Source organism: Rhodococcus globerulus NBRC 14531, from assembly GCF_001894805.1.
Classification (GTDB): Bacteria; Actinomycetota; Actinomycetes; order Mycobacteriales; family Mycobacteriaceae; genus Rhodococcus_F; species Rhodococcus_F globerula.
The window spans coordinates 1-23,128 of sequence record NZ_BCWX01000009.1 but is presented as its reverse complement, the minus strand read 5'-3'; the positions used below and the strand labels follow the sequence as shown (position 1 = coordinate 23,128).

Sequence of the window (23,128 nt, the reverse complement as noted above, 5' to 3'; positions counted from 1 at the left end):
GAATTAATGGCCCTTCGTGAAGCCACCCCCGATGAGATCGCCGCCGGTAGCGGGCCACTCGTGGTCGAGCCGATCCCGCAAGACGACTGGTACACCGCCGAACAGCTCATGGGTCTTGGCTACAAACCAGAGGTCCTCGAAGAACTCTTCGGCCCGCCCACCGCAGGACCAGAAGGACTCACGGGCTGGACAGTGTCCTCCGTCCGCAAGATTGAACAGACAGTCATTGCGCCCGCCGCGCTACTCGTAGAGCGCATCTTCTCCGACGAGGACGCTGCGGCCGATCTTCTTGTCCGGGACAGTACTGCGTAGCGCACGAAACTATCGAGCAGTACGCAACACCTGGCCTGAACTTCTCGTACGGGCGCCTACGGTGCGTTGCCGCTACGCGGCCAGCGGTGGTCGAGAAGGTCGTCGTACGAGTCGCCTCAGCTCACCATGCCGGGGGCCCGACCAGTCAACCCACGCTTCGCTCTACGGGGTTGACCGCCCACCCGTTATCTTCTTGATGGTCCCTTCGCCGGGGCCGGTCGTCCGTTCCGGTATGGCTTACACGCCCACTGGCCGATTGCAGGTCTCGTCGAGTGACGCCGCCGGATCGGATGGCGGCGGTTCACCGCTGATAGAGGCATGGCCAGAACGAACACCGATGGGTCTGCATAACGTGGGTGACGGGGATCGGTGCCATGACCGTCAACGCTGGCAACCGAAATGGAGTGTCTACGTGAGCGAACCGATCTATGACGTCTTCTGCGGAATCGACGTCGGCAAAACATCCCATCATGCCGTTGCGCTGGCACCTGACGGCCAGCGGCTCTGCGGCACTGACCTGCCGCAGGACGAGAGCAGAATCCGTTGCCTGTTAGAAGATCTCGCACGGCGCGGCCGAGTGTTGATGGTTGTCGATCAACCGAGCAACATCGGTGCCTTGCCAGTCTCCGTAGCTCGCGAGTGCGGAGTAGACATCGCCTACCTGCCTGGATTGCGGATGCGCCGCATTGCGGACCTGTACCCGGGTCGAAGACTGATGCGCGGGATGCGTTCGTGATCGCCGACGCGGCACGAACATTGCCGGACACCCTTCTGCGGATCGACGCACAGAACTCCGTGGTTGAAGGACTGCGACTGCTGGCGAGATTCGACGCAGACCTTGCCAGCGAAGAGAACCGCCTGGTCAACCGAATACGATCGGTCCTTCTCTCCGTTCATCCCGCTCTGGAACGCACAATCGGTCGGCAGATGCATCGACCGGTCGGCCCTGGACTACTCGCCGATTTCGGCGGGCCCGAAGGTTTCACCGCGGCAACACGGCAAGCCTTAGACGAGAGTGCCCGAGCTTTCGCACCTCGGTTGTGGAAGAAGATCACCGATGAGATCGTCGACGCGCTCGGTCAGCAGTCGGTGACCGTGCCTGGCACGGACAAGGCGGACTTCGTCATTCGTACGCTGGCACGGCATCTGCTCGAGGTGCGGCGTGCACGCGCCGAGCTCGCGGAACAGTTCGAAACCGAACTGGGCAAGCACCCTGACGGGCCGATCCTGAGGTGAAAGACCTGCGCCGTTGTGCTGTCGCAGCAGCATAGCGAAGCTGGGGGCAGTCTGAACCGGGAGACGCCGGTGAGGACGGCAAGCAGCCCCGACAACGACGGGACAGGCCAGCACTACCGGATGGTCTGGGTCCGGCAAGCATGAGGAGAAGGTGTACGAGAGAAACCAGTGTTCTAACGCCTCTCAAGTCTCCCGCCAGCTCTAACCCGGTGGATTCGGGCTGGTCTGCGATGCGCACCAACACCACTCGCGTTTCGGTGTTGGGAACTCCGGTTGCGGTTTAGGTCGCTGCCGCTGGAGGCCACGGTGAATGCCTGCGGCGTAGCCGTGGCGATATCGCAGGGGCATAGCTGGGCACCTCACTCCTCGAGCGGTTAGCAGTGAACGTGGGAACCGCCATGAGGCTCCCGAACGCTGACCTTTTCCAGAGGTCAGCGGATCGGGTTGACGCGTCGTCTGTCGATGGCCTCGTGGTGGGGCGGAGGGGCCGTAGTAGTCCGAGCGAGGGAAAGCCTCGTACATGGCGAAGGGCCCCAGCGGAATTGATGCAGCGAACGAAACACGAACGGAGGCACTGGTGAATACTGGTGAGCTGTCATGGCCCGATCCCGATCGGGCGGCATGGCGGGTACGGCAGATGCAACGCAAGCTGCACCACTGGGCGGTCGATGATCCCGACCGTCTCTTTGATGATGTGTTCAACCTCGTTCACCACCCGGATTTTCTCACCGTCGCGTGGGACCGGGTGCGGGGCAACAAGGGCGCGCGGTCAGCCGGTGTAGATCGGCTGTCACCTGCGTCCATTACGGGGGACGCCGAGACGGTGGCTTTCCTGAGTCAGGTTCGAGTCGATCTGAAGTCTCGAACATTTGCTCCACTTCCGGTGCGGGAGATACTCATTCCTAAGCCGGGGAGCAGCAAACTCAGGCGACTCGGTATCCCCACGGCGATGGACCGCACAGTGCAAGCGTCGTTGTTGTTGGTGTTGGAGCCGATCTTCGAGGCGGATTTCAAGCCGGTCAGCTACGGTTTCCGCCCCAGACGTCGCGCTCAGGACGCGATCGCCGAGATACATGCTTTGGGGACCCGGACTTATCATTGGGTCTTCGAGGCGGATATTGCGGCGTGTTTCGACGAACTGGCCCACTCTGCGATCATGGAGCGGGTACGTACGCGGATCGTCGACAAACGTGTTCTGACCTTGATCAAGGCATTCCTGAAGGCGGGCATCATGTCCGGCGACGGAACGGTCAGGGAATCCGTTACCGGAACACCCCAGGGCGGCATACTTTCGCCGCTGCTTGCCAACATCGCTCTGACGGTGTTGGACGCACATTTCTGTGCGAAATGGGATGCCCATCTGACATCCCAGCGGCGAGATGCACACCGCAAACGTGGCGGGGCCACCTATCGGATCGTGCGTTACGCAGACGATTTCGCGATCATGGTGGCCGGAACCAAAGCGCACGCGGACGCATTGTGGGACGAAGTCGCGGATGTCATTGCCCCGCTGGGGTTGCGGCTATCCGTGGAAAAGACCCGAGTGTGTCACCTGGACGAGGGGTTCGACTTTCTGGGGTTCCGTATCCAGCGGCGGCGCAAAAAGGGAACCAACAAGATGAGTGTCTACACCTATCCGTCGAAGAAGGCGTTGCTTTCGATCATGGCGAAGGTGCGGGCGCTGACGAAGAAGGCACGTCATCATGGACTTGCTGATCTCCTCGGACGCCTTAATCCGGTGCTTCGAGGATGGTGTGCGTATTTCCGTCACGGTGTGTCGAAAGCGACCTTCGGATACCTCGATTCCTTTGCCTGGCATCGGGTTACCCAATGGCTGCTCAAACGGCACAAACGGATCACGTGGGCGGATCTCTATCGGCGTTTCCTGACCGGCAGGCCAGGTAATCGTCCGCAAGAGAACGGGATCATCATGTTCGATACCACCACCGTTCCGATTACTCGGTATCGGTGGCGGGCGAGCAATATCCCCACACCGTGGACCAGCGCGGGGGTTTCGGTCCCTGCCTGACAGTGGTAGTCCGTGGAGCGCCGGATGCGATGAGAGTCGCACGTCCGGTGCGGAGGGCGGGCCGGGGAAACGGGCTGGGAGTGATCCTGGCACCGCGCCCCGGTCCGACCCCTACATCACCGGCGCCCACAACCAATCCGCGATCGGCACGCTCGTCGAGCGCCAGAGGCGGATGGTTCGGTTGCTGCATCTTCCCTTCCGTGACGGCGATTCTCTCCATGCGGCGCTGACCGCGCGGATGCGCGATCTGCCGGCGGCGTTGCTGCGGTCGATCACCTGGGATCAGGGCTCCGAAATGGCCCGTCACACTACGATCGCGCGCTCGCTGGGCGCACCGGTCTACTTCTGCGATTCACGTTCCCCGTGGCAGCGCGGTTCGAACGAGAACGCCAACGGGCTGTTGCGTGACTATTTCCCGAAGGGAACAGATCTCGCCATCCATTCGCCGGAGCATCTGCTGGCCGTTGAGAACGAACTCAACAGCCGTCCCAGGGTCGTCCTCCAAGACCGTTGTCCGACAGAGTTGTTCACGGCTCTACTAGACTCACAGAATCCGTCGGTGTTGCGACGTTGACTAGAACCCAAGATGCCGGAAAGGGGTCAAACTTCAGATGCCGTTGACATCTTATACATCGACGACCCTGGCATACCCAAGTGCCGAAGTAACCAGCTCCGCGAAACCAAAGTAGAAGTGGCTTAACTGAATCATGGCCGAGATGCAGGCGTACTTGTAGAATGTCTCATCATCCGGGTCAGTCGTCATTTCTGCCAGACGTTCACGCTGCTTTCCCCAATGCAGCGTGTCACCGTAGTTGTACGTCCTGATTATGGCATGACCCCCGTGAAGTGACCCGCAAGTTATGAGAATCCTTCCGCCCTGATCAAGGGCATGAAAGGCTTCATCTCATGGCTGGACGTAAACGGCATACGCCCGAACAGATCATCTGAAAACTGCGCCACGGCGACGAACTCGCCGCCAAAGGCACCGACGTCGAGGAAATCGCCCGACAGCTCGATGTCTCGGTGCCGACGCTCTACAACTGGCGTAAACAGTACGGCGGCATGAAGGCTGACGACGCCAAAGAGTTCAAGGAACTCAAGAACGAGAACGCCCTGCTCAAGAAGCTTCTCGCCGAAGCTGAGCTCGAAAAGGCTGCCCTCAAGGAGATCGCGAAGGACGCTCCTATAGACGTCAAGTGGTCAGTGCGCGGTAGTCACGTCGGAGTGCGGTGAAGACTTCTCGGGCGAGGTAGCGCTTCTGGCAGCGGATAATTTCGGGCATCGATTTTCCCTCTGACGTGCGACGTTGCGCGTAGGAGCGGGCGTTGTCGCTGTATCGGAGGCGGACGATGACGCCGGTGTGAAGTGCTTGGTTGGCGCGTCGGTCGCCGCCACGATGCAGTCGGTGACGAGTGGTCTTGCCTGATGAAGCGGGAATCGGTGCTACTCCGCAGAGGTGAGCGAAGGATGATTCCGATTTCAAGCGGCCCGGATTGTCTCCGACGGTGACCAGAAGTGCGGCGGTGGTGTCGGGACCGAGCCCAAAGACGGCCGACGTGGTGGGTGCTACCTCATTGACCAGTTTGGCGAGGTGTTTTTTCAGTTCGTTTGCTTCTCTGCGTAATTGACGTGTCCGGTTGGCGAGTGAGCGCAGTGCCAGAATGGTTGCGTTGACAGGGTCGGCCAGTTGGGCAACGTCTGCGTCGAGTGCGGTGCAGGCATCGAGCAGTGCCGTGGTGCTACGTCCGCGCAGCCGTGCACGCAACGTGTCCGGTGCGGTGACGAGCATGGCGCGGATGGCGTTCATCGATGCGGTCGCAGCTTTGACAGCGCTGGATCTGGCGACACGCAGTGCGCGGATCGCTTCGATGGGACCGTCGCCGTGTTTGGGTTCGGAGAGTTGATGGCGTGCCAAGACTGCCCGAGCTGCGGCTTCGGCGTCGATGGGATCGCTCTTGCCGACGCTGCGGCGGAGTTTGCGGTTCGGGCGGGGCACTTCGACGACCGTGATCTTGAGGTGGCGTAGGTGTCGGGCGATGCCGGCGCCATAGGAGGAGGTGCCTTCGATGCCGACCGCGATGGGTTCTCCGAGCTCGCGAATCCACAGTGTCAGGTCGTCGTATCCGATTGCAGTGGTGTCGAATTGACGGTGTTCGAGCAGAATTCCGGTGTCGGTGATGACGGCGGCATGGTGGGTGTCGGCATGGGTGTCGATGCCGCAGTAGATACGCTGTCGGTTGGCAATTTGTCTCACGTGGTGGCCTCTCCTCGGCTCGGATGTGGCGCGAGGTTCGGACAGGCCAGTGACGGGCCGGATGAGGCTGGCAGGCTCCTACGAGGTCACGTACGTCGCGTGCTCCACTGTGGTGTTGTGGTGGCCCGCTGACGGTCGGTCGACGGGTCCTGAGAAAGGCACACGTAAGGCCAGGAAAATTCTGGGTCAGGCCGTTCCGTCAACGGGTTGATTCCATTATCACTGGAAAATTCTGAGCCCGACCGCCAAACGAAACGCTGTCGTCATGCTCCAGGAAACAATGGGGCTCTCGCAGCGATTCGCCTGCAGAATCGTCGGGCAACCGCGATCGACCCAACGGAAAGAGCTTGCGAGACACACCCCGGCCGATCCGGATGCCGATCTGCGGAAGTGGTTGCGAGACTGGGCCAAAGCCAACCAGCGAAAAGGGTTCCGGCGGGCGTGGGCGGATTTGCGTGCCGCGGGCTGGGCGATTAACAAGAAGAAGGTTCAACGCCTCTGGCGCGAAGAAGGATTGCGAGTGAACGTCCGCAAGATACGTAAACGGGCCGGCGCCTCGACTACTCCGATCACCGAGGCAGATGCACCGAAGGTGGTGTGGGCGATCGACTTTCAGTTCGACTCGACCACCGACGGCCGGAAGTTCAAGATCGCGTCGATGGTCGACGAACACACCCGTCAGTCCGTACTGAACATTGTCGAGAGATCCATCCCGGCAGAGGATCTCGTCGCCGCCTTGAAGAAGGCGTTCGCACTCTGGGGCGGCCCACCGCAGGTCCTGCGGTGCGACAACGGGCCCGAGTTCATCTCCGAGGCACTGAGGACGTTCTGCGAGGATCAGGTCGGTATCGGCTACGTTCCACCTGGTCAGCCGTGGAAGAACGGGTACATCGAGTCGTTCAACAACCGTGTTCGGGACGAATGCTTGAACATGAACGAATTCCACAGCCTCCTCGAAGCTCGGGTGGTCATCGAGGACTGGAAGGAGGATTACAACAACCGGCACCGTCATTCATCGCTGGCGTATCGAACTCCAAATGAGTACGCTGCCAGCTGTATTCAAACGCATTGATTCTCTGATAGCGAGTGGCTCACCAAATGGGGTCCTACCAGCAATGAACGTTCCGAGGGTGGCCGGTTTCGCCACTCGTAGAAACCAGACTCGGACACCTCCAGAACCCGGCATGCCGTCTGCACGGGTAGTCCTTCCTTGGCCATCACTTCGATCGCTTCGAACCGCCTTTTGGGAGCACCACCGACTTCAGTAACTCGGTGGACCGTGTGGCAATGGCCAGTTCGGTCTCCAACTGAGCGATGCGGCGGCGGGCAGCGGCGAGTTCCGCGCTCTCGATCGAGCTCAGCCCCGGCTTCTGTCCGGTATCGATGAGCTCCTGATTGCGCCAGTTGTAGATCGTCTGCTCGGTGACATCGAGACCTGAGGCGACCTCGGCAACCGTGCGGCCTGACTTCAACAGATCGAGGACTTTCCGGCGGAACTCGGGTGGATAACGTCGGGGCATCGTGGACCTCTCTCGGGTGCATCAATGCCTGAAGTAAAACAAACGAACTCCGGAAAACTCGGGGTACATCAGTCTCCGGAAACTCCGGTTCGATTCAGTTTCTGGTGCACCTGTGATTACTGCGTCTCGGTAGAGAGTCAGTAGATGGTGTTCGAGCATTTCGGTGTCGTGGCAGCTCGTCCAACCGGTCTCGTCGTTCATTTGTAAGTATTGGATCAAGGCGTTATGGAGTTCAGGTATCCGACCGCCCACTTTTACTGATACCGTGAGTTACATTAAATCTGACCGGCCGAGTGTGATCGTGCAAGCGGCCCTCGATTCCACCGACCACCGCGAGAAGTACCTGCGGTGAGAACTGCAGGGGAGATGTCATGACGCTCGCGGTGCCGCTCGACAAGCGCGCAGAAGTATCCGAGGACTCGTACAACGAGACGCTTCGGCTCCTGTCGGAGGGTTCGGTGCACAAGCATTTCGATCCGTATCTCGACATCGATTGGGATTCTCCCGAGTTCGCTGTTGTTGCGAACGATCGCCGTTGGATCCTGCCGGTCGAGTCTGATCCGTTGGGGGCTCATCCGTGGTATCAGGCGCAGCCGGAGGCCAGGCAGATCGAGATCGGTATGTGGCGTCAGGCGAACATTGCGAAGGTTGGTCTTCAGTTCGAGAACATTCTGATTCGCGGTTTGATGCAGTACGTCTTCTCGTTGCCCAACGATTCGGTCGAGGCGCGTTATTGCACGCACGAGTCGGTCGAAGAGTGCAATCACACGATGATGTTCCAGGAGATGGTCAACCGCATCGGTGTCGATGCTCCGGGTATGAGCCGTCCGATGAAGATGCTTGCTCCTTTCGTCCCTCTCGTTGCGGGTCCGTTCCCGGAGCTGTTCTTCGTCGGTGTCCTTGCCGGTGAGGAGCCGATCGATCACATTCAGAAGAGCGTGTTGCGTGGTGGTGGCCGGATCCATCCGATCATGGAGTCGGTCATGGCCATTCATGTGGCCGAGGAAGCACGTCATATCTCGTTCGCGCACAAGCTTCTGAGCCGTCGCATCCCGCTGATGTCACGCCCGAACCGGTTCGTCCTCTCGCTGCTGTTCCCGATCGTCATGCGCATTCTCTGTGACGCCATCGTCGTGCCGCCGAAGTCGTTCTGGAAGCAGTTCGACATCCCGAAGTCCGTGAAGAAGGACCTGTTCTGGGATCTGTCCGAGTCGCGTCAGACTCTGCGTAACTACTTCGGTGACGTCCGCATGCTGGCTACCGACGCCGGCCTGATGAACCGCGGGTCGCGCCTGGTGTGGAAGGCCTGCAAGATGGACGGCCGTGCATCGCGTTTTCGTAGTGAGCCTGATCGCAGCGCGCACAACGCCGCGGCCTAGGGGGCGGCGCCTCTCCCGGGCCGCTGCGTTTACCGAGGTTTCCCAACGGCCTTATGCACATGACTATTTCGACGTATTGTGCAGATGGTGCAGACGTCTGTCTCTGTGGGTCAGGATTACCATCCATCCATCCTGCCCTGTGATTCGGATATGGCTGATTGTTTTTAAACAGGTTGTGCTGCAACATATTTTAGACGCACTTCCGTCTAGGGTGATCCAATCCTTCGACAAGGCACGCACACGACATTTTACAATTCGGCACCCGTCAATCCCGCTCGTTCAGGAACGCTGGAGCGGAATCTCCGCAAGCGTACCGGCGATCGCGAATCCGCCTGCGATCGCGCAGCCCGCGATTCGAGTGCGTCGCGGCAGATTGGCTGTCATGGCGAAGGCGCCGGTATCCCAGACATCGACCGCCACGCCGGCTCGCAGCAGCGTTCGAACTGCTTTCGGGGCGCACAGAGTCGCAGCGAAAAGGCCGCCACCGATGTAGATTTCACGGATTCCGAAGGTTCGAGCCGTTGCGCGGACGGTTGCACGTGCCGCGTCAGGTCCGGCGATGAGGTCGTTGGCGCGGGTGGGCGCGATCATATGTGCCACGCCGATCGCCGTACGAGCCAGACCCACAATTTCGGGGAGGTGGCGGACGAGAGTTGAGCGGCGGGCGGACGATGTCGAACCGAAGGTCATCTGTGTGTTCCTTACCTCGAGAGAGTTGTCTGTTCGCGTGCGATACGCCGGAGAAGTCCCACCGATTTTTTGATCCCGTATGCCACCACCGTTTTTCGGCCGTTGGGATGCGTCCATTGGAGCAAAGCTGATCCTTCGTTCACGGAGCCGTCGAGAACGGTCGGCTCACCCAGGAGGGGGAGTGGGCCGACCACTTTGATCGACAGTCCCAGGATTTCGGTCCAGAAGTAGTCGTCGGTCGGAGGGCATGTGGGTTCGAGACCCAGTGCCGAAGCGGCTGCGACTTTCCCCTGGGCGACTGCGTTCGACCAGAACGGTTGCCTGCGCTGTGGCACCGAGCTACAAAAATGGGTGACGTCTCCGGCAGCGAAGACATTCGGTATTGCGGTCGCGCACCGGGCGTCGATACCGACGCCCTGTGTGTCGGCGGCACCGGAACTTTCGAGCCAGTGCGAGTCGGGAATTTCGCCGGCGCAGGTCACGACGAGATCCGCATGTAGTTCTCGATCCGAGAGGGCTATTCCGGTGACGGGATCGCCGATCAGTTCGACGGGCCGATCGGTGCGCACTATCTGCACCGGCGAGGATCGCGCACGGGCGGTGATTGCCCCGGACAGAAACGACCCGAGGATACGTTGGAGCGGTGCATCGACGTCTACCACGGTGACTGCGATGCCGCGCGCTGCACATACACTGGCGACTTCCATTCCCAGAAAGCCGGCGCCGACGACGATCGCCGAATCGGCCGCGTCGAGCCGAGTGCCCAGCTCCCGGGCGTCGGCGAATGTTCGCAACACCAACTCCCCGTGTTGGGTGGGGGCACCGATACGGCGGGCTCGAGCTCCGGTTGCGACGATGAGGGCATCGAAGCGAACTTGGCGTCCATCAGTGAGTAGAACTGCTTGTAGGTCGGTGTCGAGGCCGGTCGCGGTGCCGCGGATGGCAGTGATGTCGAGGTCCGATAGATCCCACACCTCGGCTTCCTTCGCCCCCTCTTTGAGGATGTGCTTGGACAACGGTGGCCGGGCGTAGGAGCCGTCGCTGTCTGCCCCGATCATCGTGATGGGTCCGAGGTGGCCGCGCGCACGGAGTTCGCGTGCAGCTGTGCATCCTGCAATGGAATCGCCGACGATGACGATGTGGCGATCGGAGGTACTCACTGTTGCTCTTTCAGCGCGGCAACGGGGCAGGCGCCGATCGCCGAGCGGGCGCCGGGAGCGAGCTCGTCCGGAATGTCTGTATTTTCGTACGCATAGGAGAGTTCGCCTTCGTCGTCGAGGCTGAACACCTTCGGCGCCTGTTCGGTGCAGATACCGTGGCCTTCGCAGCGGTCCCAGTCGACGCTGATCTTCATGAGAGTGCCTTTCCTGCTGCGACCAGCTTCAAGGGAAGCCGCTCGTATCGGTGAATGACGTTGTTGATTGCACGTTCCGCGCTGCCTGCAGGTTCGATACGGGCGACGCGCCGGGCGAGGATGCGCAAGATGGTCTGTGTTTCGAGACGGGCCAAGCCTTGGCCTGCGCAGCCGTGTGTTCCGGAGCCGAATCCGAGCTGGCGTGCAGCGTCGCGTGTGATGTCGAATGAATCCGGATCGTGCCACTCGCGCGGGTCTCGGTTGGCGGAGGCGTACACCACCAGCACTCGACCGCCTGCGGGGATCATCGAGCCTCCCACGTCGGTGTCCCGTGTCGCTCGGCGGGAGAACGCGCGGATCGGCGACTCGAAGCGAACGACTTCGTTGACCGCGTTCGGGATCAGATCGGGGTTCTCGCGAACGGCCTGCCATTGGTCGGGGTGTTGCGCGAACAGATTCAGCGCGCCCGAGATTGCGCCGATCGTTGTGTCCAGAGAGGGTGCGAGGTAATCGATCATCAAGGCAGGACACTGTGACTTGTCGATCTTGTTTTCGTCGGCGGCGATGAGAACGTCTTCGCCCATGCTGCCGGGAAGTACGGATCGCTCTCGGACAACCCTTTTGGAGAAGGCCAGCATCTCGGCCGCGGCTTTCGTTGCGCCGACAGCATGTCGGTTGATCGGGCCGAGGGCATCGAATGTGGCCCCGGCCCAACGCAGCAAGTCGTCGCGACCGTCTTCGGGCCACCCGACGAGATCAGGCACAATCGACATGGGTAAGGCTGTCGCGAGGTCGTCGACTCCGTCCACCCACTGCTTACGGAGGGCATTCTCGACTATGCTTTCGGCCTTTTCCTCGATTGCAGACGTCATCTTCCGAACAGCCTTGGGAGTCAACCGATGCGCCAGGACGGATCGCTTCAGAGTGTGCTCGTCTCCATCGCTGTTGAGGGTCGTACCCTGACCCAACTTGTTGGCGACCGGATTGAGCCCTACACCGTCGCCGGAAATGAATGTTTCGTCGTCGAGCAGCACGGATTTGCACTCGGCGTACCGGGAAACGGCAAAAACGCGATGGCGAGCAAGCCATACCACCGGGCCCAACGCGCGTAACTCGGCGTAGTGCGGATACGGATCGAGAATCGCCTCTGTCGAGTAGATGTTCGCACGGTATTGCGGGGTGGAGATGTCTGTAGCCATGAGGTTCCTAAATGAGGATGAGGACAGAGTCGAGGGCTGCGAGAACTGGGCCAGCCCGACGGTCAAGCCGGCCTGGCCGCGCCGACGGGGGCCGGCAGCACAGGTACTCGGGTGTGCAGTGAAGACAGGGACCGGGAGGACGCCATCACTGTTCGATCCGGACGTACGATCGCTGCGCAGGACCGGCCGCGCCGCAGCCATGTTCCCAGAGGCGAAGATTTTTCGACTACCAAGACGTGGGCGCCCCGGCGGGTCATTTCTCGTCGCTGTCCGTCGCTCGGGGGTGTCATTGTCACGACGACCGTCTGGTCGGGCGCGATTTCGTCGAACCGGGTTGATTTGTCCACCAACGCATTTGGGCAAAGTGTTCCTGCGAGTCCGTGAATCGTCGGAACGCTACGGCGAACGAACTGCGATGGACGCAGGCTGGGGGTCGCGCTGTCGGTCACTTTGGCCGCGATGCCGGGAAGCTTGATCAGCGGCGGGAGGACACGTTTTCGCACTGCGGCAGTCCGATGGCCGCCCCCGGTCATCGCCCAGCCGACCATCACGGCCCGTTTGATCATCGCGGTAGCGTGCGGGCTGCGTTCGATCTGGTAACTGTCGAGCGCGGATGCGGGGAGCAGACCTTCCCGGACCGCGACCAGTTTCCACATCAGGTTTTTTGCATCACGAAGGCCGGCGCCCAGGCCTTGTCCGATGAACGGAGGCGTGAGGTGGGCTGCGTCGCCGAGCAAAAATACTCGGCGATCGCGCCACCGGTCGGCGACCTGCGCGTGAAAGGTGTATTCCGCGACCCGGATCAGCTCCACATCCGAGTTGACGACAGCTCCGAGCCACGGGTCGAACAGCGGACGCAAGGTATCGAGGTCACGATAATCGTCCACGGTTTCGTGATCCTGCAATCGGAATTCCCACCGATAGCGCGTCTCACCGATCCGCATGTAAGTTCCCGCGCGGTGCGGGTCGCACAGTTGGTGGACGCCATCCCATAGCTGCAAGTCGGCGGTGGTGGCGATGTCGACGACCAGCCACCGTTGCTCGAATCCCAAGTGCGTCATCCGTGATCCGATCGCGGAGCGCACGACGCTGTTGGCCCCATCGCAGCCCAATACGTAGTCCGCCGTGACCGAATGTACTCGCCCAGTGTCTCTTTCAGTGTAGATCACGCGTACCGTATCGCGTTCGTTGATGACGTCGGAGACTTCGCAATGGCCACGAAATGTCACATTGCCGCCTTGGTCCATTCTTGCTCGCAGTACCGCTTCGAGTGCGGGCTGGTCGAACATGTTGGCCGCGGGGAATCCGTGTGGTTGTTCCGTCGGGTTGCGGGTGAATTCTGCGATCGTGCTCATGTCCGAGTCGATCAACCGTAGACCCTGTCCGGCTCGTGAGATCGAGCCGAACTCCTCGGCGATACCTAGATCGCCGAGGATGCGATAGATCTCGTCATCGAGGTGAACGGCTCGCGGTTGCGCGAAAACGCTCGCCCACCTGTCGAGCACAAGACAGTTCGTGGAGTATCGGCCCAGTAGTGACGCGGCGGTCATTCCGGATGGACCGGCCCCGACGATTACCACGGGGTAGTGCTTTAAGGTCATGACGCCACTGCGGTTCGGCACGTAGTGGAAGTACCGAGCCGAGGCAAAGTTTCGCCTGTCCCGAGATTCATCGCGCGTACTTCACCTTCGTGCGCTGGATTCCGAGGTCGAGCATGAAGTCATCCGTTGCGATGCTCACTTCGACCACATCCCCGTCCTTCAAGTAGTGGGGATTGGCCGACTGCTTGTTGAAGAACAGCTTCCATTTGAGCGCGGGCGGTAAGAACCCGCCGATGATCTCGATCGGTTTGGCGGGCACCTTGAGGGCCGTTCCGCCGGGTGTGCCGGTGAGAATCAAGTCCCCGACATCGAGGCGTTGAAATTTGCTCAGGGTCTCCAACGCCTTTGACGGCGGATAGATCATGTCTCGGACCGTACTGTTCTGTCGCAGTTCACCATTGACGCGAAGCATCAGTCGGAGCTTGTCGAAACGGGCGAAGTCGCCTTCCTCGAGAATGAGCAGCACCGGACCGACGGGAGTGAAGGTCGGGTATGACTTCGCCTCGTAGAACTGTGTTTTCGGCAACTGAACATCGCGGGCGGACACATCATTGGTGATCACCAGTGCTGCGATATGGTCGGCGGCGGTGGAGTTGTCCACGGGAGTGCCGACAGGGAACGGCTTTCCGATGACGAGTCCGATCTCCGCCTCGTAGTCGAGTAGATTCACGTGTGCGGGTTTGACGATGGCGTCCGTGGGTCCACTGATCGAGCCGGACGATTTCCGGAAGAAGGTTAGCGGGACCGTGTCGGGGTTCATGCCCGAATCCTTGACGTGTGAAACGTAATTGGTCATCTGTGCGACGACCCGGCACGGGGCGGTGACTGGTGAAATCAGGTCAAGTGTCTCGAGCGGTACGGTGTCTGTGCTGTTGGATGCGGCATCGACTGCTGTGCGATCGCTGAGCAGTTCGGCCGTGGTCGTTGCCGAGGTGTCGATGCGTGCTGCGCCGGCGGGTAGCTGTACCCACCAGGCGTCGGGGGTGCGGAGGACCGGGATGCTCATGAGGAGGCTACTTTCAACAGGCCGCGGAGGCGTTCGGGGTCGAATTCGTTGTCGCGGTGTAGGGCCGAGATGATCGATCGGAGTTCGTGGAGAGCGTCTTTGCCGGGAGCGAGGCCGAGGAAGTCCTTGCTCACAGGTGGTCCCCATTGGGCCAATCCTGTTGCGGTCATCGGTGCCCACCCCGGTTCGAGGGAGGAATCGAAGAGGTCGCCGTCACTGAAGTGTTCGACGAGGAAACCGTCCGGGTCCCGCCAGTAGTCGAATATCTGGCTGCCTTGGATGTGGCGGCCGATGCCCCACGAGTGCTTGTATCCGCGTTCGGTGAGGTATCGGTGGCCTGCCCCGATGGCGTCGAGGTCGCACACCTGGTACGCCGAGTGCACGTAGCGGTCCGAGGGGCCCAACGTCATGGCGAGTGTGTGATGGTCGGTGGGGGTCTCGCCGCGATCGCAGCGAATGAAGCTCATCACTGGACCGCGTTCGCGTTGGCCGTCGTAGAAGAGGAAGTCGCTCACGATCAGCCCGAGGTGTTCGAGGTACCAGTCGAGATTCTCGAGGTAGCGGGTGCGCTGGAGAACGACGTGTCCCAGTCGTTCCACTCGCGCAGGTTCACGCGGAGTTCGCTGGGTGGAGTTCAGTCGGGGAGCGATCTGGGGTGCGGTGTGCGAGACACCGAAGTTCAGGGCGTGCACCTGCTGTCGCGGCAGTTGCGCCCCGCCGTCGATTTCGGCGACCACCCGCACTGCCTGACCGCTCGGATCGGTCAAGCTCACCGCGACCCCGCCGATGGCGTCGGGAAGTCGATCGACGCGGCGATCGGCCGCCTCGGCCAGTTTCACCACGTCGGCGACATCGGCGGCCAGGAAGGCCGCGCCGACGTAGCTCGAGCGGCCCCCCTTGCGGATGATCACACACGGGGAACCGACATCGGTACCTCGCAAATGCAGTTCATCCGGCGTACGTAGCGTGACCGAAAATCCGAAAGCCTCGGCAAAGGCTTGTGCTTTGACCAGATCCGGCTTCCGGAACTCGAGCCACGCGATGTCGTGGACCTTGATGACCGGATTCCTGGCGCGCCCGGGATGTTCACCCGGCAATGATCCTTGGTCGACGTGAATGTTCTGGTGGCCGTCGACGCCTGACCGGGGGTTGATGTCTGTCGGCATATTGAATCCTCCGAAGCTGTTGACGATATCGTCACTTATTGCAGGAGGCCGCGTCAACCCTTTTTGACGAAATCGTCATTTTGTTATGGTGGCGTTAGACTGGGCTCCTTGCGTGACGGAAGGGAAGCATCAAGTGATGGAGGACAGCCGCGTCGAACGCCGCAAAGCTCGCACCCGAGCGGCACTCGTCCGAGCCGCACTGGATTTTGTTGCAAATGGCAACGTCAACGCGCCGGTTCTGGAGATCACCCAAGCTGCCGATGTAGGCAACGGATCCTTCTACAATTATTTCGCCAGCAAAGAGGAACTGTGGAGCGCCGCCGTCGACGAGGCGCTGGAATCCGTCGGCGCGTACCTCGATACCCTCACGGTGGGCCTGGATGATCCCGTCGAGAAGTTCACGCAGTCCTTCAGGCTGTCCGGGCGCCTGTTTCGAATGGAGCCGCAGCTGAGTCGGGTTCTGCTCACCGCGGAAGCGGCAGTGGTTGCGTCCGAGCGAGGTTTGGCGCCGCGCTCGCGCCGAGACATCGAATCGGCGACGAAACAGGGACGATTCGACGTCGAGGACTCCGAACTTGCCTTGGCTCTTGTGTCGGGCACCCTGTTGTCGATGGGCCGTTTGCTCCTTGAAGATTCGGATCGAGACGAGGCGAGCACCGTCGACCGAACGACCGTACGAGTTCTCCGGGCGCTGGGTGTACCTGCATGCGAGGCGGAAGAGTTGTGCAGCAAGGCCCTTCCACAGTCTTACCGTGGAGCGTTGCACACCGTCATCGCCCCGGCGTCAGTCCTACCGGATGGCACCTAGAGGCGCAGCATGGTGACAGTCCGATGCCTGCGCAGGGCGCCGGCACCTCGGCTGCCTGCGCGACCGGAGGAGCGTGAATCAGGTACCCCAAGTCCTCGCGGTGGAGACTCTCCCACATCGCACATATCCGCGAGCGTTCTACGGTCCATGTCGGACGAAGGAGTTTCGGTACTCGTCGAGAAACTCTTATTCGCCCTTGACTGACGACTTGATCATAAGTGATGATTACGTCAGAAAGTGGAGTGAACGCCTCCAACACATCGACATCGACGTGTTGGTCAACAATGCGGGCGAAAGCCAATGCGGCCCAATCGAAGAGCTGCCCATTGACGCCGTGAGGCGTCTTTTTCAGCTCAACGTCTTCGGTCCGGTGGAACTGACCCAGCGCGTGCTACCCGGCATGAGGGTGCGTGGGCGCGGCACAGTCGTCAACGTCGGATCGATGCTGGCGAGCTTCCCCCTGGCCTACCGCTCTTCGTACGCGGGAACCAAAGCCGCGATCAAGGCCTTCTCGACGGCAGCCCGTTACGAACTGAAACCGTTCGGCATCGACATCACTACCGTCGAGCCCGGCTCGATCGACACCGGACTCTCCACACGGCGCACCAAATACTGCGGACCGCATTCTCCATATCAACGCGACTTCACAACTGTGATCGCGAAGCTCGACGCTAAAGAAGGACAAGGCATTTCGCCAGACACCGTGGCGAGAACCGTCCTGAAAGCCGTCGAGGCAAAACGCACACGCCCAGTCTACGCAGTCGGAAGCAATGCACCCGTGGTCCTCCTGGCGCAGCGGATGCTCCCACGCACAGTTATGGAGACATTGACGGCCAGGGCATACGGACTCCCCAGTCGGCGTCCGATTTGAGGGCTGCTGTTGGTTGTTCGATACGAAACGTGTTGGGAGGGAGGGGGTGCCTCGGCACTCCGATATCCTTGCTTCCGCTACACGCTGGTATCGATTTGGCGGTGGTGGGCGAGCTGGACAAAGAAACATTGACGTGTGCGCGAAATGTGGCCAATGCTCGATAGGCAGACAATCTGAGCGCGTATATTGACCGATAATCCGCCCACCGCTCGATCGTGCACTTCAGAAAAGATCTAGTGTGCATATAGGCCAGTTGACTGCTGATGTCGTGGCTCTAAGGCCAACAAGGCGACACGGCCCGCCGAATCCTCGCCAGGCCTGCCAGCATTGGTCGGCACGGCTCGAACATGGTTCTGCGCCCAAGATCAGACCTCTCACCACTGCAGCCAAGCGCACAATTTCTGCCCCTCATCAGAGTGGGTGAATGATCATCGGCACGAGAGAAACAGCTAAATCACAGTGAGCACATGTCGTCATGCCGCCGAAGACTTTGACTCCACGGTCAGCACCGCAACGCCGGCCGCTGCTGCGAGTGATGAGCCGACGGTGGAGGAGGCTACCGCACTATCTTGGTCGGAGGGTTCTTCCGGCGTGTTGGGGAGTGAATCCCAGACAGCTGCAGGCAGCGACTCCGACGGCGGCGATGAGTTTCTGACCCCGGGACACGTCGCTGCGCTTTTCCACGTCACCCCGAAAACCGTCGGCCGCTGGGCCATCGAAGGAAAAATTGGATACATTACGACTGTCGGTGGGCACCGCCGTTACCGCCGCGCGGAAATTCATGCTCTCCTGCGCGCACTCAGTTGCCCGAAAACTGACTGAGTCCAAGCCCAAGGCTCCGAGCCCGGCACTGCCGTAGGTCATGGAGAGGAGAACCTTTCGTGGATTTCGTTGTTCGGGCGGTCTCGACTCTGCCGAAGGTGGCCGGTTCGGTGGTGGAGTCGAACAACTGGCGACTGTATGAAGGGTATCCGTGGGTTGACTGGTTGTTGATTGCTCGTCTGAGCGTGCTGGTGGTCAGGGTCCGACCCGCCAACTGGGAATTCGACGATTGGGTGCGGTGCGGTGAGCAGAGCGGTCTGTTCGGCCCGGATTGTCGTGTGTGGGAGGAGTTCTTCACTCAGCCGCTGACTGTCGGGAGCGAAGGCTCCTGGGTGGACGGCCGTCACCGTGCTGCGCTGATTGCAGCGTCGGGGGCACCTCGGGTGGTCGTAACTGATCCCCGATGGCGTCCCGCGTGGGCATGAGAGGGGCTGACAGGTTCAAAGCTTCACAGGCCCCAATCGGAAACCCTAACCGCACCACCGCCCAGCGAGTCAGCAGCTGGACGGTCTTGGTCCTCGTCCTGACGGGCACGACATGTTCGGGCCGGTCGTGCGTGAGCCCGAAACGGCATCACTTTGCTCGCAGTGCTTAACTTTTGTCGCGCCACCTAACAGTCCCTTGACGACTGGATAAGCCGTCCGGGCACCGTAAAGGACATACGAGATTTGCGACCGGCAAGTCTGGTTTGATCATCCTGTGAAAATTACTCGTTCGGCCGTGTTCGCGGCCACAGCCATCTGTGCCCTTCTTCTCGCAGCATGTGGAAGTAGTGACAAGACGTCGACCGCGATTTCGACTACTTCAGTGGCCGTAACGTCCCCGACGTCCACCGCGAAGGTAGTTCCGTCGGAATCGGCCGGTAACCCAGCAGCCAAGACGGCTTCAGATCCTCGTTGCGCTCCCGCCAGCGCAGAGCTGACATCTCTCGTTAGCTCCGGACTATCGACCAGTGGCTATGGGTTGACCAACGGAACTGTGATCACCGATGGTCCGCTCACCTTCTACGGGGCGACCACAGTCGATGGCGCGGGAAAGACCAAGAACCGCTCCGACGTGTGGGTAATCAACGGCAATGTCGCGTACGCCTCGACTGGTGGCGCACGAAACGGTGGAAGCTGGAGCAAAGCAAGTGATGCACCCTTGAAGATTTCAGCAGGCGACGAGCGGGTTCAGGCCGTCGACAAGTGCGTCGTCAACATCACCACGGGCTGAACCGCACGGGCAAGGCCGGTGCGCACCCAGACAGATAATCCTTTGCCAGTTACCGTATTTCAACGGTAGCTGGTTCCAGGAGTAGGTACAGCGCGCTATTTTGCCGCCGTCCCCAATGAACTAGTTCGGTGGGCGATGCCAGTCGAGAGTCTGGTTGTGGGCCGGCCTTGAATGCGTAGGCGATTCGTTGTCTGCAGTGATGAGTGCCCTGGATCCACTCAAGGGCTTCGAGCACTACGCCCGGGGAATGAACGCGCCACGTATTGGGGAATCTGCAGCACAGCTCGCCGACCGCGATTTCCGGGATCTGCGTCCTGGTCCTCTCGTGTTGCGTTACCAGCAACATTATTTGATCAATTGCGGTTTGTTTTTTCCGTTCCGGGTTGTGTGAAGCCGGGCAGTGTCCACTTGGCGATCATGCGGTCCTTCAGTTCTGGTCCTTGTCCGAGGAGATAGATCAGGAAGTATCGATCTTCCTGGGGTTCGAATTTGATCCGGAATCCTCTTGCAGTGCCGGCGTCCAAGGCCGCGAGAGCTTCCTCTGAATTGACTACCTTCGCCGACCCGTGGATGACCCCGGCATCGCCGAGAGCGAGTTCCTTGGATCCCAGCTTGAGCGTGAAATCCTTCCACGTGAAGTGAGCGGGGCCGCTTTCTGTGAGCTGTGTGCGTAGTTTCGGTGAGTCCAAACCGGACAGAGGCGCAGTCCAGTTGGTGATTCGGGGTGAGGCTGTGAGGTGTCCGTCGATGATGATCCGCGCGACGCGCAGGTTCACCCGCTCCCAGGGGGTTATTTCTTCCGGAATTGCGAAGGAGTGGTTGCAGAATTCCTGTACCACGCTGAGATCGAGTGCGATGCCGTATATCTCGGCGAGTTCTTGTTCCAGTGCCGGGTCGGTCGGCTCCCCGTTGGTTTGATGGGATGCCAGGAAGTCGTCTTTGATGTAGACCTTGAAGATCCCGGGCGACCGCAACGAATCGAGGAGGTCGAGAACAGCTAGTGCATCCTTGGGGCGAATTCTGTGAAAATTGTACGAGAGACGGGATTCTCCCGATCCCCCTGTGCTGATCGGAGCCAAAAGCTCAACCTCTAGGTGCTCGTAGAACGAGATTTCGAGTGAGTAGCCGACTGATCCGTGGTTGATGTACGTGATTCGACCTTCGTGCGCTGACCTGAGTGTCCCGTCGGTGCCGAAGAAGCGAAGCTCAGCGAACTCGCCGACCGCAGGGTTGTCGTTGAGTGGCTCCATCCGGACCGTGACATTGCCGGGTGTACCGGCAATGGCTTGGGGCCCCCGGATCACCATGTTGTTGACGACGTGCGGCGGTAGCACGATTGCTCCGGAGGCGCCGAAATTCATCGACTGCTCAAATTTTCTGCGCACATCGTCGTGTTCAGGGCCGAAGACGCTGTCGAAGCTCACGGTGATGGGGCTTTTCTTATGAGCGTCAGTGTCTTTGGGGCGGACCGTGTAGGTAACTTTGTCGCCTACCCGGGAAAAGTCGGTGGCCCAGAAGAGGTCGGTGGAGTCTGCTTGTGCTCCGAGGTCCAGTATCCGGCGGGTGAGCGGTTTGGAACTGCCGGTGAGCGTCTCCGTTTCGAGACGATACAACTCGACTTCAGGTCGCAGGTGATCGCGCCGGAGGTAACGATAGACGTCCGGAAACTCGGCAATCAGGACGTCCAATCCCACACGGTCGAGAATGGTGACGGGCGGCCGGTCGGGTCCTCCTAATCCCTCAACGAATGTTCGTTCGCCAGGAGTGAGCTTTGCGGGGATCACGAGAATCCACTCGGATGGGGGCGGCGACAGCTTCGTCGCTCGTTCGAATGAGTTGCGAATCTGTTTGTGGCGGGTTGTCTTCTTATCTCCGGAGAATCCGTCTGGGAAGTACTTCAACTGGTGGATGCGCCGGCGATCACTCTGTCGAACTTCGACGTCGATTCCGCCGTCACCGCCCCGCCCGTCCGGGCAGGTCACTGTCGCAATGCCCTGCCACTTCCGCGTCAGCAGCGTCTCGACGATTCTTTCGAAGTCGTCCTTCCCGATCTTGTCCCAGTCCACGCTCAATTCAATAGCCTTTCAGTCGTCATCGCAGAAAGTAATCACCATGTGTGCGCTTGCACCACCAGCAGTTGTTCCATTTATCCCGCCTCAGGCAGGGGCTAGGAACTCGCCGATGCGTAGCGTGGGTGGAGTTGGCGTGCGGCTTGTCGAAGGTGTTGTGGGCATTTCCGTCCGACGCGTGGGTCTACTGAGGCGTGTGTTTCCCAGAGGGTGATTGCGGCCTCTGTAGTGGTGAGGGAGGCGTAGAGCAGGTCTGCGACGACGCTGGTCAGATCGGTGGCTCCGAGTAGGTATCGTGTCGGCCAGGTTGATCCGTGTGCGATACCTGATGCGATCGAATATTTTTCGCGTGTCAGGTTGGCCATCGGCCGGCCTGACTTCACTAGCCTGTTGGCATCGATCCATTCGGCCGCCGCGTCGATGGTCTGTTCCATGGTGAGTGCGCCTTTGACCCCGGAATCGATCAGTGTTTGCATCACGGATTCTGCGTTGCGTTTCTGCGTCTTGAGCTCGATCAAGTAGGCGGGTGTCTCAAACGCCATCGGCGCGCTGGCGGAGTTCGCAGCGGCTTTGTCCAATCGATTTACCTGTTCGGTGACATATTTCTTGTGGCGTTGCACTTCTTCCCGCGTAATCCTCAGCGCCCGGCTGCGGCGTTCGTCGCGGTCTGGCTCGCAGAGCACCCACACGGCGCGGGATGCAGACTCGAGCGCAGATCGGCAAAGCGTGATTATCGAGATTGTCCGCATCTTCCCTGTTGGTTCCCATTGGTCGATGAGGTGAGCTACCGTCGTCAAATTCTCCGCCGCGCTCATCGCGGGGAAGAGGGAATGGTGCAGTACGAGAGTCTCGGTGCCGATGAAGTCGCTGACTGCGGCAGGAAATCCTTTGTCGTCAAGATCGACGGAGCTACCCGGTTGAACTCCGCTTGGTGCGCGTTGCCACGGGATCAGAAGCTTTGCGGCGGATGCACGTTCTGAAGCACGGGCTTGGGCAGGAATAAATGCCGATGCAATTGCGCGAGCTGCGACCGCGTCCGGTTCGGTAAGGCGCCGGCGGTCGGCTTGAGATCTTTTGCGGGTCGCTTGTTTGAATCTACCCATGGAAATTTCCCTTCGGTGCAGCCCGTCGATCTCGGCTTGGTACGGAGATTATGACAGTCCCGTCAGGCGAGCCTGACGGGAATTATTGAATGGGGAGTGGTGCCGGGGCGGGTGGGGGTGTTGTGGGGCTCGTTTTAGGTGTTTTTGAATGTTGTTGTATGTCAGTAGGTTTCGATATTCGGTTGGTGTTGAGTTGGATTCGTGAGTTATGCACGATGCTGTTTTTGTGAACACCGAATGTTGTTGTGGTAGTGATAGTTTCGGTGTTTTGTGTTTTCGGGTTGTTTTGCGGTTTAGTGGGCGGGGTGTATGATTGGGAGCATGATGATGACGAGGCAGTGGACGCGAGACGGGGCGCTTTTCGTGACCCTCCCCCTCCTCCCCAGCCTCGTTCGGGTGTCGGGTACCGGTTCAGACGTTGCGATGTATTCGATTGGTGAAAACGAAGATTCGGAATTGAGAGGAGCGAAGCGACTCGATCGACGGCAACGGCA

At 60.2% G+C, this 23,128-nt stretch carries 21 protein-coding genes and 2 pseudogenes; 12 read left to right on the top strand and 11 right to left on the bottom strand.

Annotated elements, in window-relative coordinates; all coding sequences use genetic code 11:
- The first annotated feature begins 6 nt into the window (after positions 1-6).
- The 5 genes and pseudogenes from RG2_RS28190 to RG2_RS28165 form a co-directional block, all read left to right on the top strand.
- The gene (locus RG2_RS28190; RefSeq protein WP_033237213.1) at positions 7-312 is read left to right on the top strand and encodes a hypothetical protein; all 306 of its coding nucleotides are present in this window, start codon (positions 7-9) and stop codon (positions 310-312) included.
- Between the two features lie 196 nt (positions 313-508).
- Positions 509-1,548, top strand: a pseudogene (locus RG2_RS32480) (IS110 family transposase).
- Positions 1,549-2,125: 577 nt separating this feature from the next.
- Positions 2,126-3,577 (top strand): group II intron reverse transcriptase/maturase, encoded by a 1,452-nt coding sequence (ltrA, locus tag RG2_RS28175; RefSeq protein ID WP_033237240.1) that lies wholly within the window; start codon positions 2,126-2,128, stop codon positions 3,575-3,577.
- Positions 3,486-4,151 (top strand): IS30 family transposase, encoded by a 666-nt coding sequence (locus RG2_RS28170; protein ID WP_371851351.1) that lies wholly within the window; start codon positions 3,486-3,488, stop codon positions 4,149-4,151. The genes ltrA and RG2_RS28170 overlap by 92 nt, the downstream gene beginning before the upstream one ends.
- Before the next feature lie 377 nt (positions 4,152-4,528).
- Positions 4,529-4,753: pseudogene (locus RG2_RS28165) on the top strand (transposase); the annotation flags it as partial.
- A 16-nt stretch (positions 4,754-4,769) separates the two neighbouring features.
- Here the strand turns inward: RG2_RS28165 and RG2_RS28160 are convergent.
- Entirely contained in the window at positions 4,770-5,831 is a 1,062-nt protein-coding gene (locus RG2_RS28160; protein ID WP_230590468.1) for an IS110 family RNA-guided transposase, read from the bottom strand.
- 229 nt (positions 5,832-6,060) lie between these two features.
- On the opposite strand from RG2_RS28160, the gene RG2_RS28155 reads away from it, so the two are divergent.
- On the top strand, positions 6,061-6,903 hold the full coding sequence (locus tag RG2_RS28155; protein ID WP_307718115.1) for an IS3 family transposase: 843 nt from the start codon (positions 6,061-6,063) through the stop codon (positions 6,901-6,903).
- Positions 6,904-7,048: 145 nt separating this feature from the next.
- Here the strand turns inward: RG2_RS28155 and RG2_RS28150 are convergent, their stop codons facing one another.
- Positions 7,049-7,351, bottom strand: coding sequence for a transposase (locus tag RG2_RS28150; protein ID WP_033237211.1), 303 nt, complete (start codon positions 7,349-7,351; stop codon positions 7,049-7,051).
- Between the two features lie 371 nt (positions 7,352-7,722).
- Here RG2_RS28150 and RG2_RS28145 point away from each other — a divergent pair, with 371 nt between their 5' ends.
- Positions 7,723-8,730 carry an AurF N-oxygenase family protein gene (locus tag RG2_RS28145; RefSeq protein WP_033237210.1) on the top strand — a complete coding sequence of 336 codons (1,008 nt, stop codon included), beginning with the start codon at positions 7,723-7,725 and terminating at the stop codon, positions 8,728-8,730.
- A gap of 279 nt (positions 8,731-9,009) precedes the next feature.
- Here RG2_RS28145 and RG2_RS28140 read toward each other — a convergent pair whose 3' ends face one another.
- The 7 genes from RG2_RS28140 to RG2_RS28110 form a co-directional block, all read right to left on the bottom strand.
- Positions 9,010-9,420 (bottom strand): hypothetical protein, encoded by a 411-nt coding sequence (locus tag RG2_RS28140; RefSeq protein ID WP_019749828.1) that lies wholly within the window; start codon positions 9,418-9,420, stop codon positions 9,010-9,012.
- A gap of 11 nt (positions 9,421-9,431) precedes the next feature.
- Positions 9,432-10,580: an NAD(P)/FAD-dependent oxidoreductase gene (locus RG2_RS28135; RefSeq protein ID WP_033237209.1), complete on the bottom strand. Its 1,149-nt coding sequence runs from the start codon at positions 10,578-10,580 to the stop codon at positions 9,432-9,434.
- Complete coding sequence (locus tag RG2_RS28130) at positions 10,577-10,774, bottom strand: ferredoxin (protein WP_007728158.1); 198 nt, start codon at positions 10,772-10,774, stop codon at positions 10,577-10,579. The genes RG2_RS28135 and RG2_RS28130 overlap by 4 nt, the downstream gene beginning before the upstream one ends.
- Positions 10,771-11,973 carry a cytochrome P450 gene (locus RG2_RS28125; protein ID WP_019749830.1) on the bottom strand — a complete coding sequence of 401 codons (1,203 nt, stop codon included), beginning with the start codon at positions 11,971-11,973 and terminating at the stop codon, positions 10,771-10,773. The genes RG2_RS28130 and RG2_RS28125 overlap by 4 nt, the downstream gene beginning before the upstream one ends.
- A gap of 62 nt (positions 11,974-12,035) precedes the next feature.
- The gene (gene mhpA, locus RG2_RS28120) at positions 12,036-13,574 is read right to left on the bottom strand and encodes a bifunctional 3-(3-hydroxy-phenyl)propionate/3-hydroxycinnamic acid hydroxylase MhpA (RefSeq protein WP_033237208.1); all 1,539 of its coding nucleotides are present in this window, start codon (positions 13,572-13,574) and stop codon (positions 12,036-12,038) included.
- A 67-nt stretch (positions 13,575-13,641) separates the two neighbouring features.
- Positions 13,642-14,580 carry a fumarylacetoacetate hydrolase family protein gene (locus RG2_RS28115; RefSeq protein WP_033237207.1) on the bottom strand — a complete coding sequence of 313 codons (939 nt, stop codon included), beginning with the start codon at positions 14,578-14,580 and terminating at the stop codon, positions 13,642-13,644.
- On the bottom strand, positions 14,577-15,746 hold the full coding sequence (locus RG2_RS28110; RefSeq protein ID WP_007732108.1) for a VOC family protein: 1,170 nt from the start codon (positions 15,744-15,746) through the stop codon (positions 14,577-14,579). The genes RG2_RS28115 and RG2_RS28110 overlap by 4 nt, the downstream gene beginning before the upstream one ends.
- Positions 15,747-15,882: 136 nt before the next feature.
- Here RG2_RS28110 and RG2_RS28105 point away from each other — a divergent pair, with 136 nt between their 5' ends.
- The 5 genes from RG2_RS28105 to RG2_RS28085 all read left to right on the top strand — a co-directional run bounded on the left by RG2_RS28105 (position 15,883) and on the right by RG2_RS28085 (position 19,462).
- On the top strand, positions 15,883-16,554 hold the full coding sequence (locus RG2_RS28105) for a TetR/AcrR family transcriptional regulator (protein WP_007732122.1): 672 nt from the start codon (positions 15,883-15,885) through the stop codon (positions 16,552-16,554).
- A 208-nt stretch (positions 16,555-16,762) separates the two neighbouring features.
- Positions 16,763-17,425: an SDR family NAD(P)-dependent oxidoreductase gene (locus RG2_RS28100; protein WP_371851350.1), complete on the top strand. Its 663-nt coding sequence runs from the start codon at positions 16,763-16,765 to the stop codon at positions 17,423-17,425.
- Positions 17,426-18,019: 594 nt separating this feature from the next.
- Positions 18,020-18,247, top strand: coding sequence for a BldC family transcriptional regulator (locus RG2_RS28095; RefSeq protein WP_051730820.1), 228 nt, complete (start codon positions 18,020-18,022; stop codon positions 18,245-18,247).
- A gap of 59 nt (positions 18,248-18,306) precedes the next feature.
- Positions 18,307-18,672 carry a hypothetical protein gene (locus RG2_RS28090; protein WP_033237205.1) on the top strand — a complete coding sequence of 122 codons (366 nt, stop codon included), beginning with the start codon at positions 18,307-18,309 and terminating at the stop codon, positions 18,670-18,672.
- A 382-nt stretch (positions 18,673-19,054) separates the two neighbouring features.
- Positions 19,055-19,462, top strand: a complete 408-nt coding sequence (locus RG2_RS28085) for a hypothetical protein (RefSeq protein ID WP_051730819.1) — start codon at positions 19,055-19,057, stop codon at positions 19,460-19,462.
- 353 nt (positions 19,463-19,815) lie between these two features.
- Here RG2_RS28085 and RG2_RS28080 read toward each other — a convergent pair whose 3' ends face one another.
- A complete protein-coding gene (locus RG2_RS28080; RefSeq protein WP_033237204.1) occupies positions 19,816-21,528 on the bottom strand; it encodes a hypothetical protein in 1,713 nt (570 codons plus the stop codon).
- Positions 21,529-21,629: 101 nt separating this feature from the next.
- A complete protein-coding gene (locus RG2_RS28075; RefSeq protein ID WP_072782776.1) occupies positions 21,630-22,634 on the bottom strand; it encodes a hypothetical protein in 1,005 nt (334 codons plus the stop codon).
- Between the last annotated feature and the right edge of the window lie 494 nt (positions 22,635-23,128).

Bases quoted from the DNA above. Each gene is read 5' to 3' on its own strand.
- RG2_RS28105 (WP_007732122.1), top strand. From the start codon at position 15,883: ATGGAGGACAGCCGCGTCGAACGCCGCAAAGCTCGCACCCGAGCGGCA.
- mhpA (WP_033237208.1), bottom strand. From the start codon at position 13,574: ATGACCTTAAAGCACTACCCCGTGGTAATCGTCGGGGCCGGTCCATCC.
- RG2_RS28125 (WP_019749830.1), bottom strand. From the start codon at position 11,973: ATGGCTACAGACATCTCCACCCCGCAATACCGTGCGAACATCTACTCG.
- RG2_RS28140 (WP_019749828.1), bottom strand. From the start codon at position 9,420: ATGACCTTCGGTTCGACATCGTCCGCCCGCCGCTCAACTCTCGTCCGC.
- RG2_RS28130 (WP_007728158.1), bottom strand. From the start codon at position 10,774: ATGAAGATCAGCGTCGACTGGGACCGCTGCGAAGGCCACGGTATCTGC.
- RG2_RS28190 (WP_033237213.1), top strand. From the start codon at position 7: ATGGCCCTTCGTGAAGCCACCCCCGATGAGATCGCCGCCGGTAGCGGG.
- RG2_RS28110 (WP_007732108.1), bottom strand. From the start codon at position 15,746: ATGCCGACAGACATCAACCCCCGGTCAGGCGTCGACGGCCACCAGAAC.
- RG2_RS28150 (WP_033237211.1), bottom strand. From the start codon at position 7,351: ATGCCCCGACGTTATCCACCCGAGTTCCGCCGGAAAGTCCTCGATCTG.
- RG2_RS28115 (WP_033237207.1), bottom strand. From the start codon at position 14,580: ATGAGCATCCCGGTCCTCCGCACCCCCGACGCCTGGTGGGTACAGCTA.
- RG2_RS28075 (WP_072782776.1), bottom strand. From the start codon at position 22,634: ATGGGTAGATTCAAACAAGCGACCCGCAAAAGATCTCAAGCCGACCGC.
- RG2_RS28145 (WP_033237210.1), top strand. From the start codon at position 7,723: ATGACGCTCGCGGTGCCGCTCGACAAGCGCGCAGAAGTATCCGAGGAC.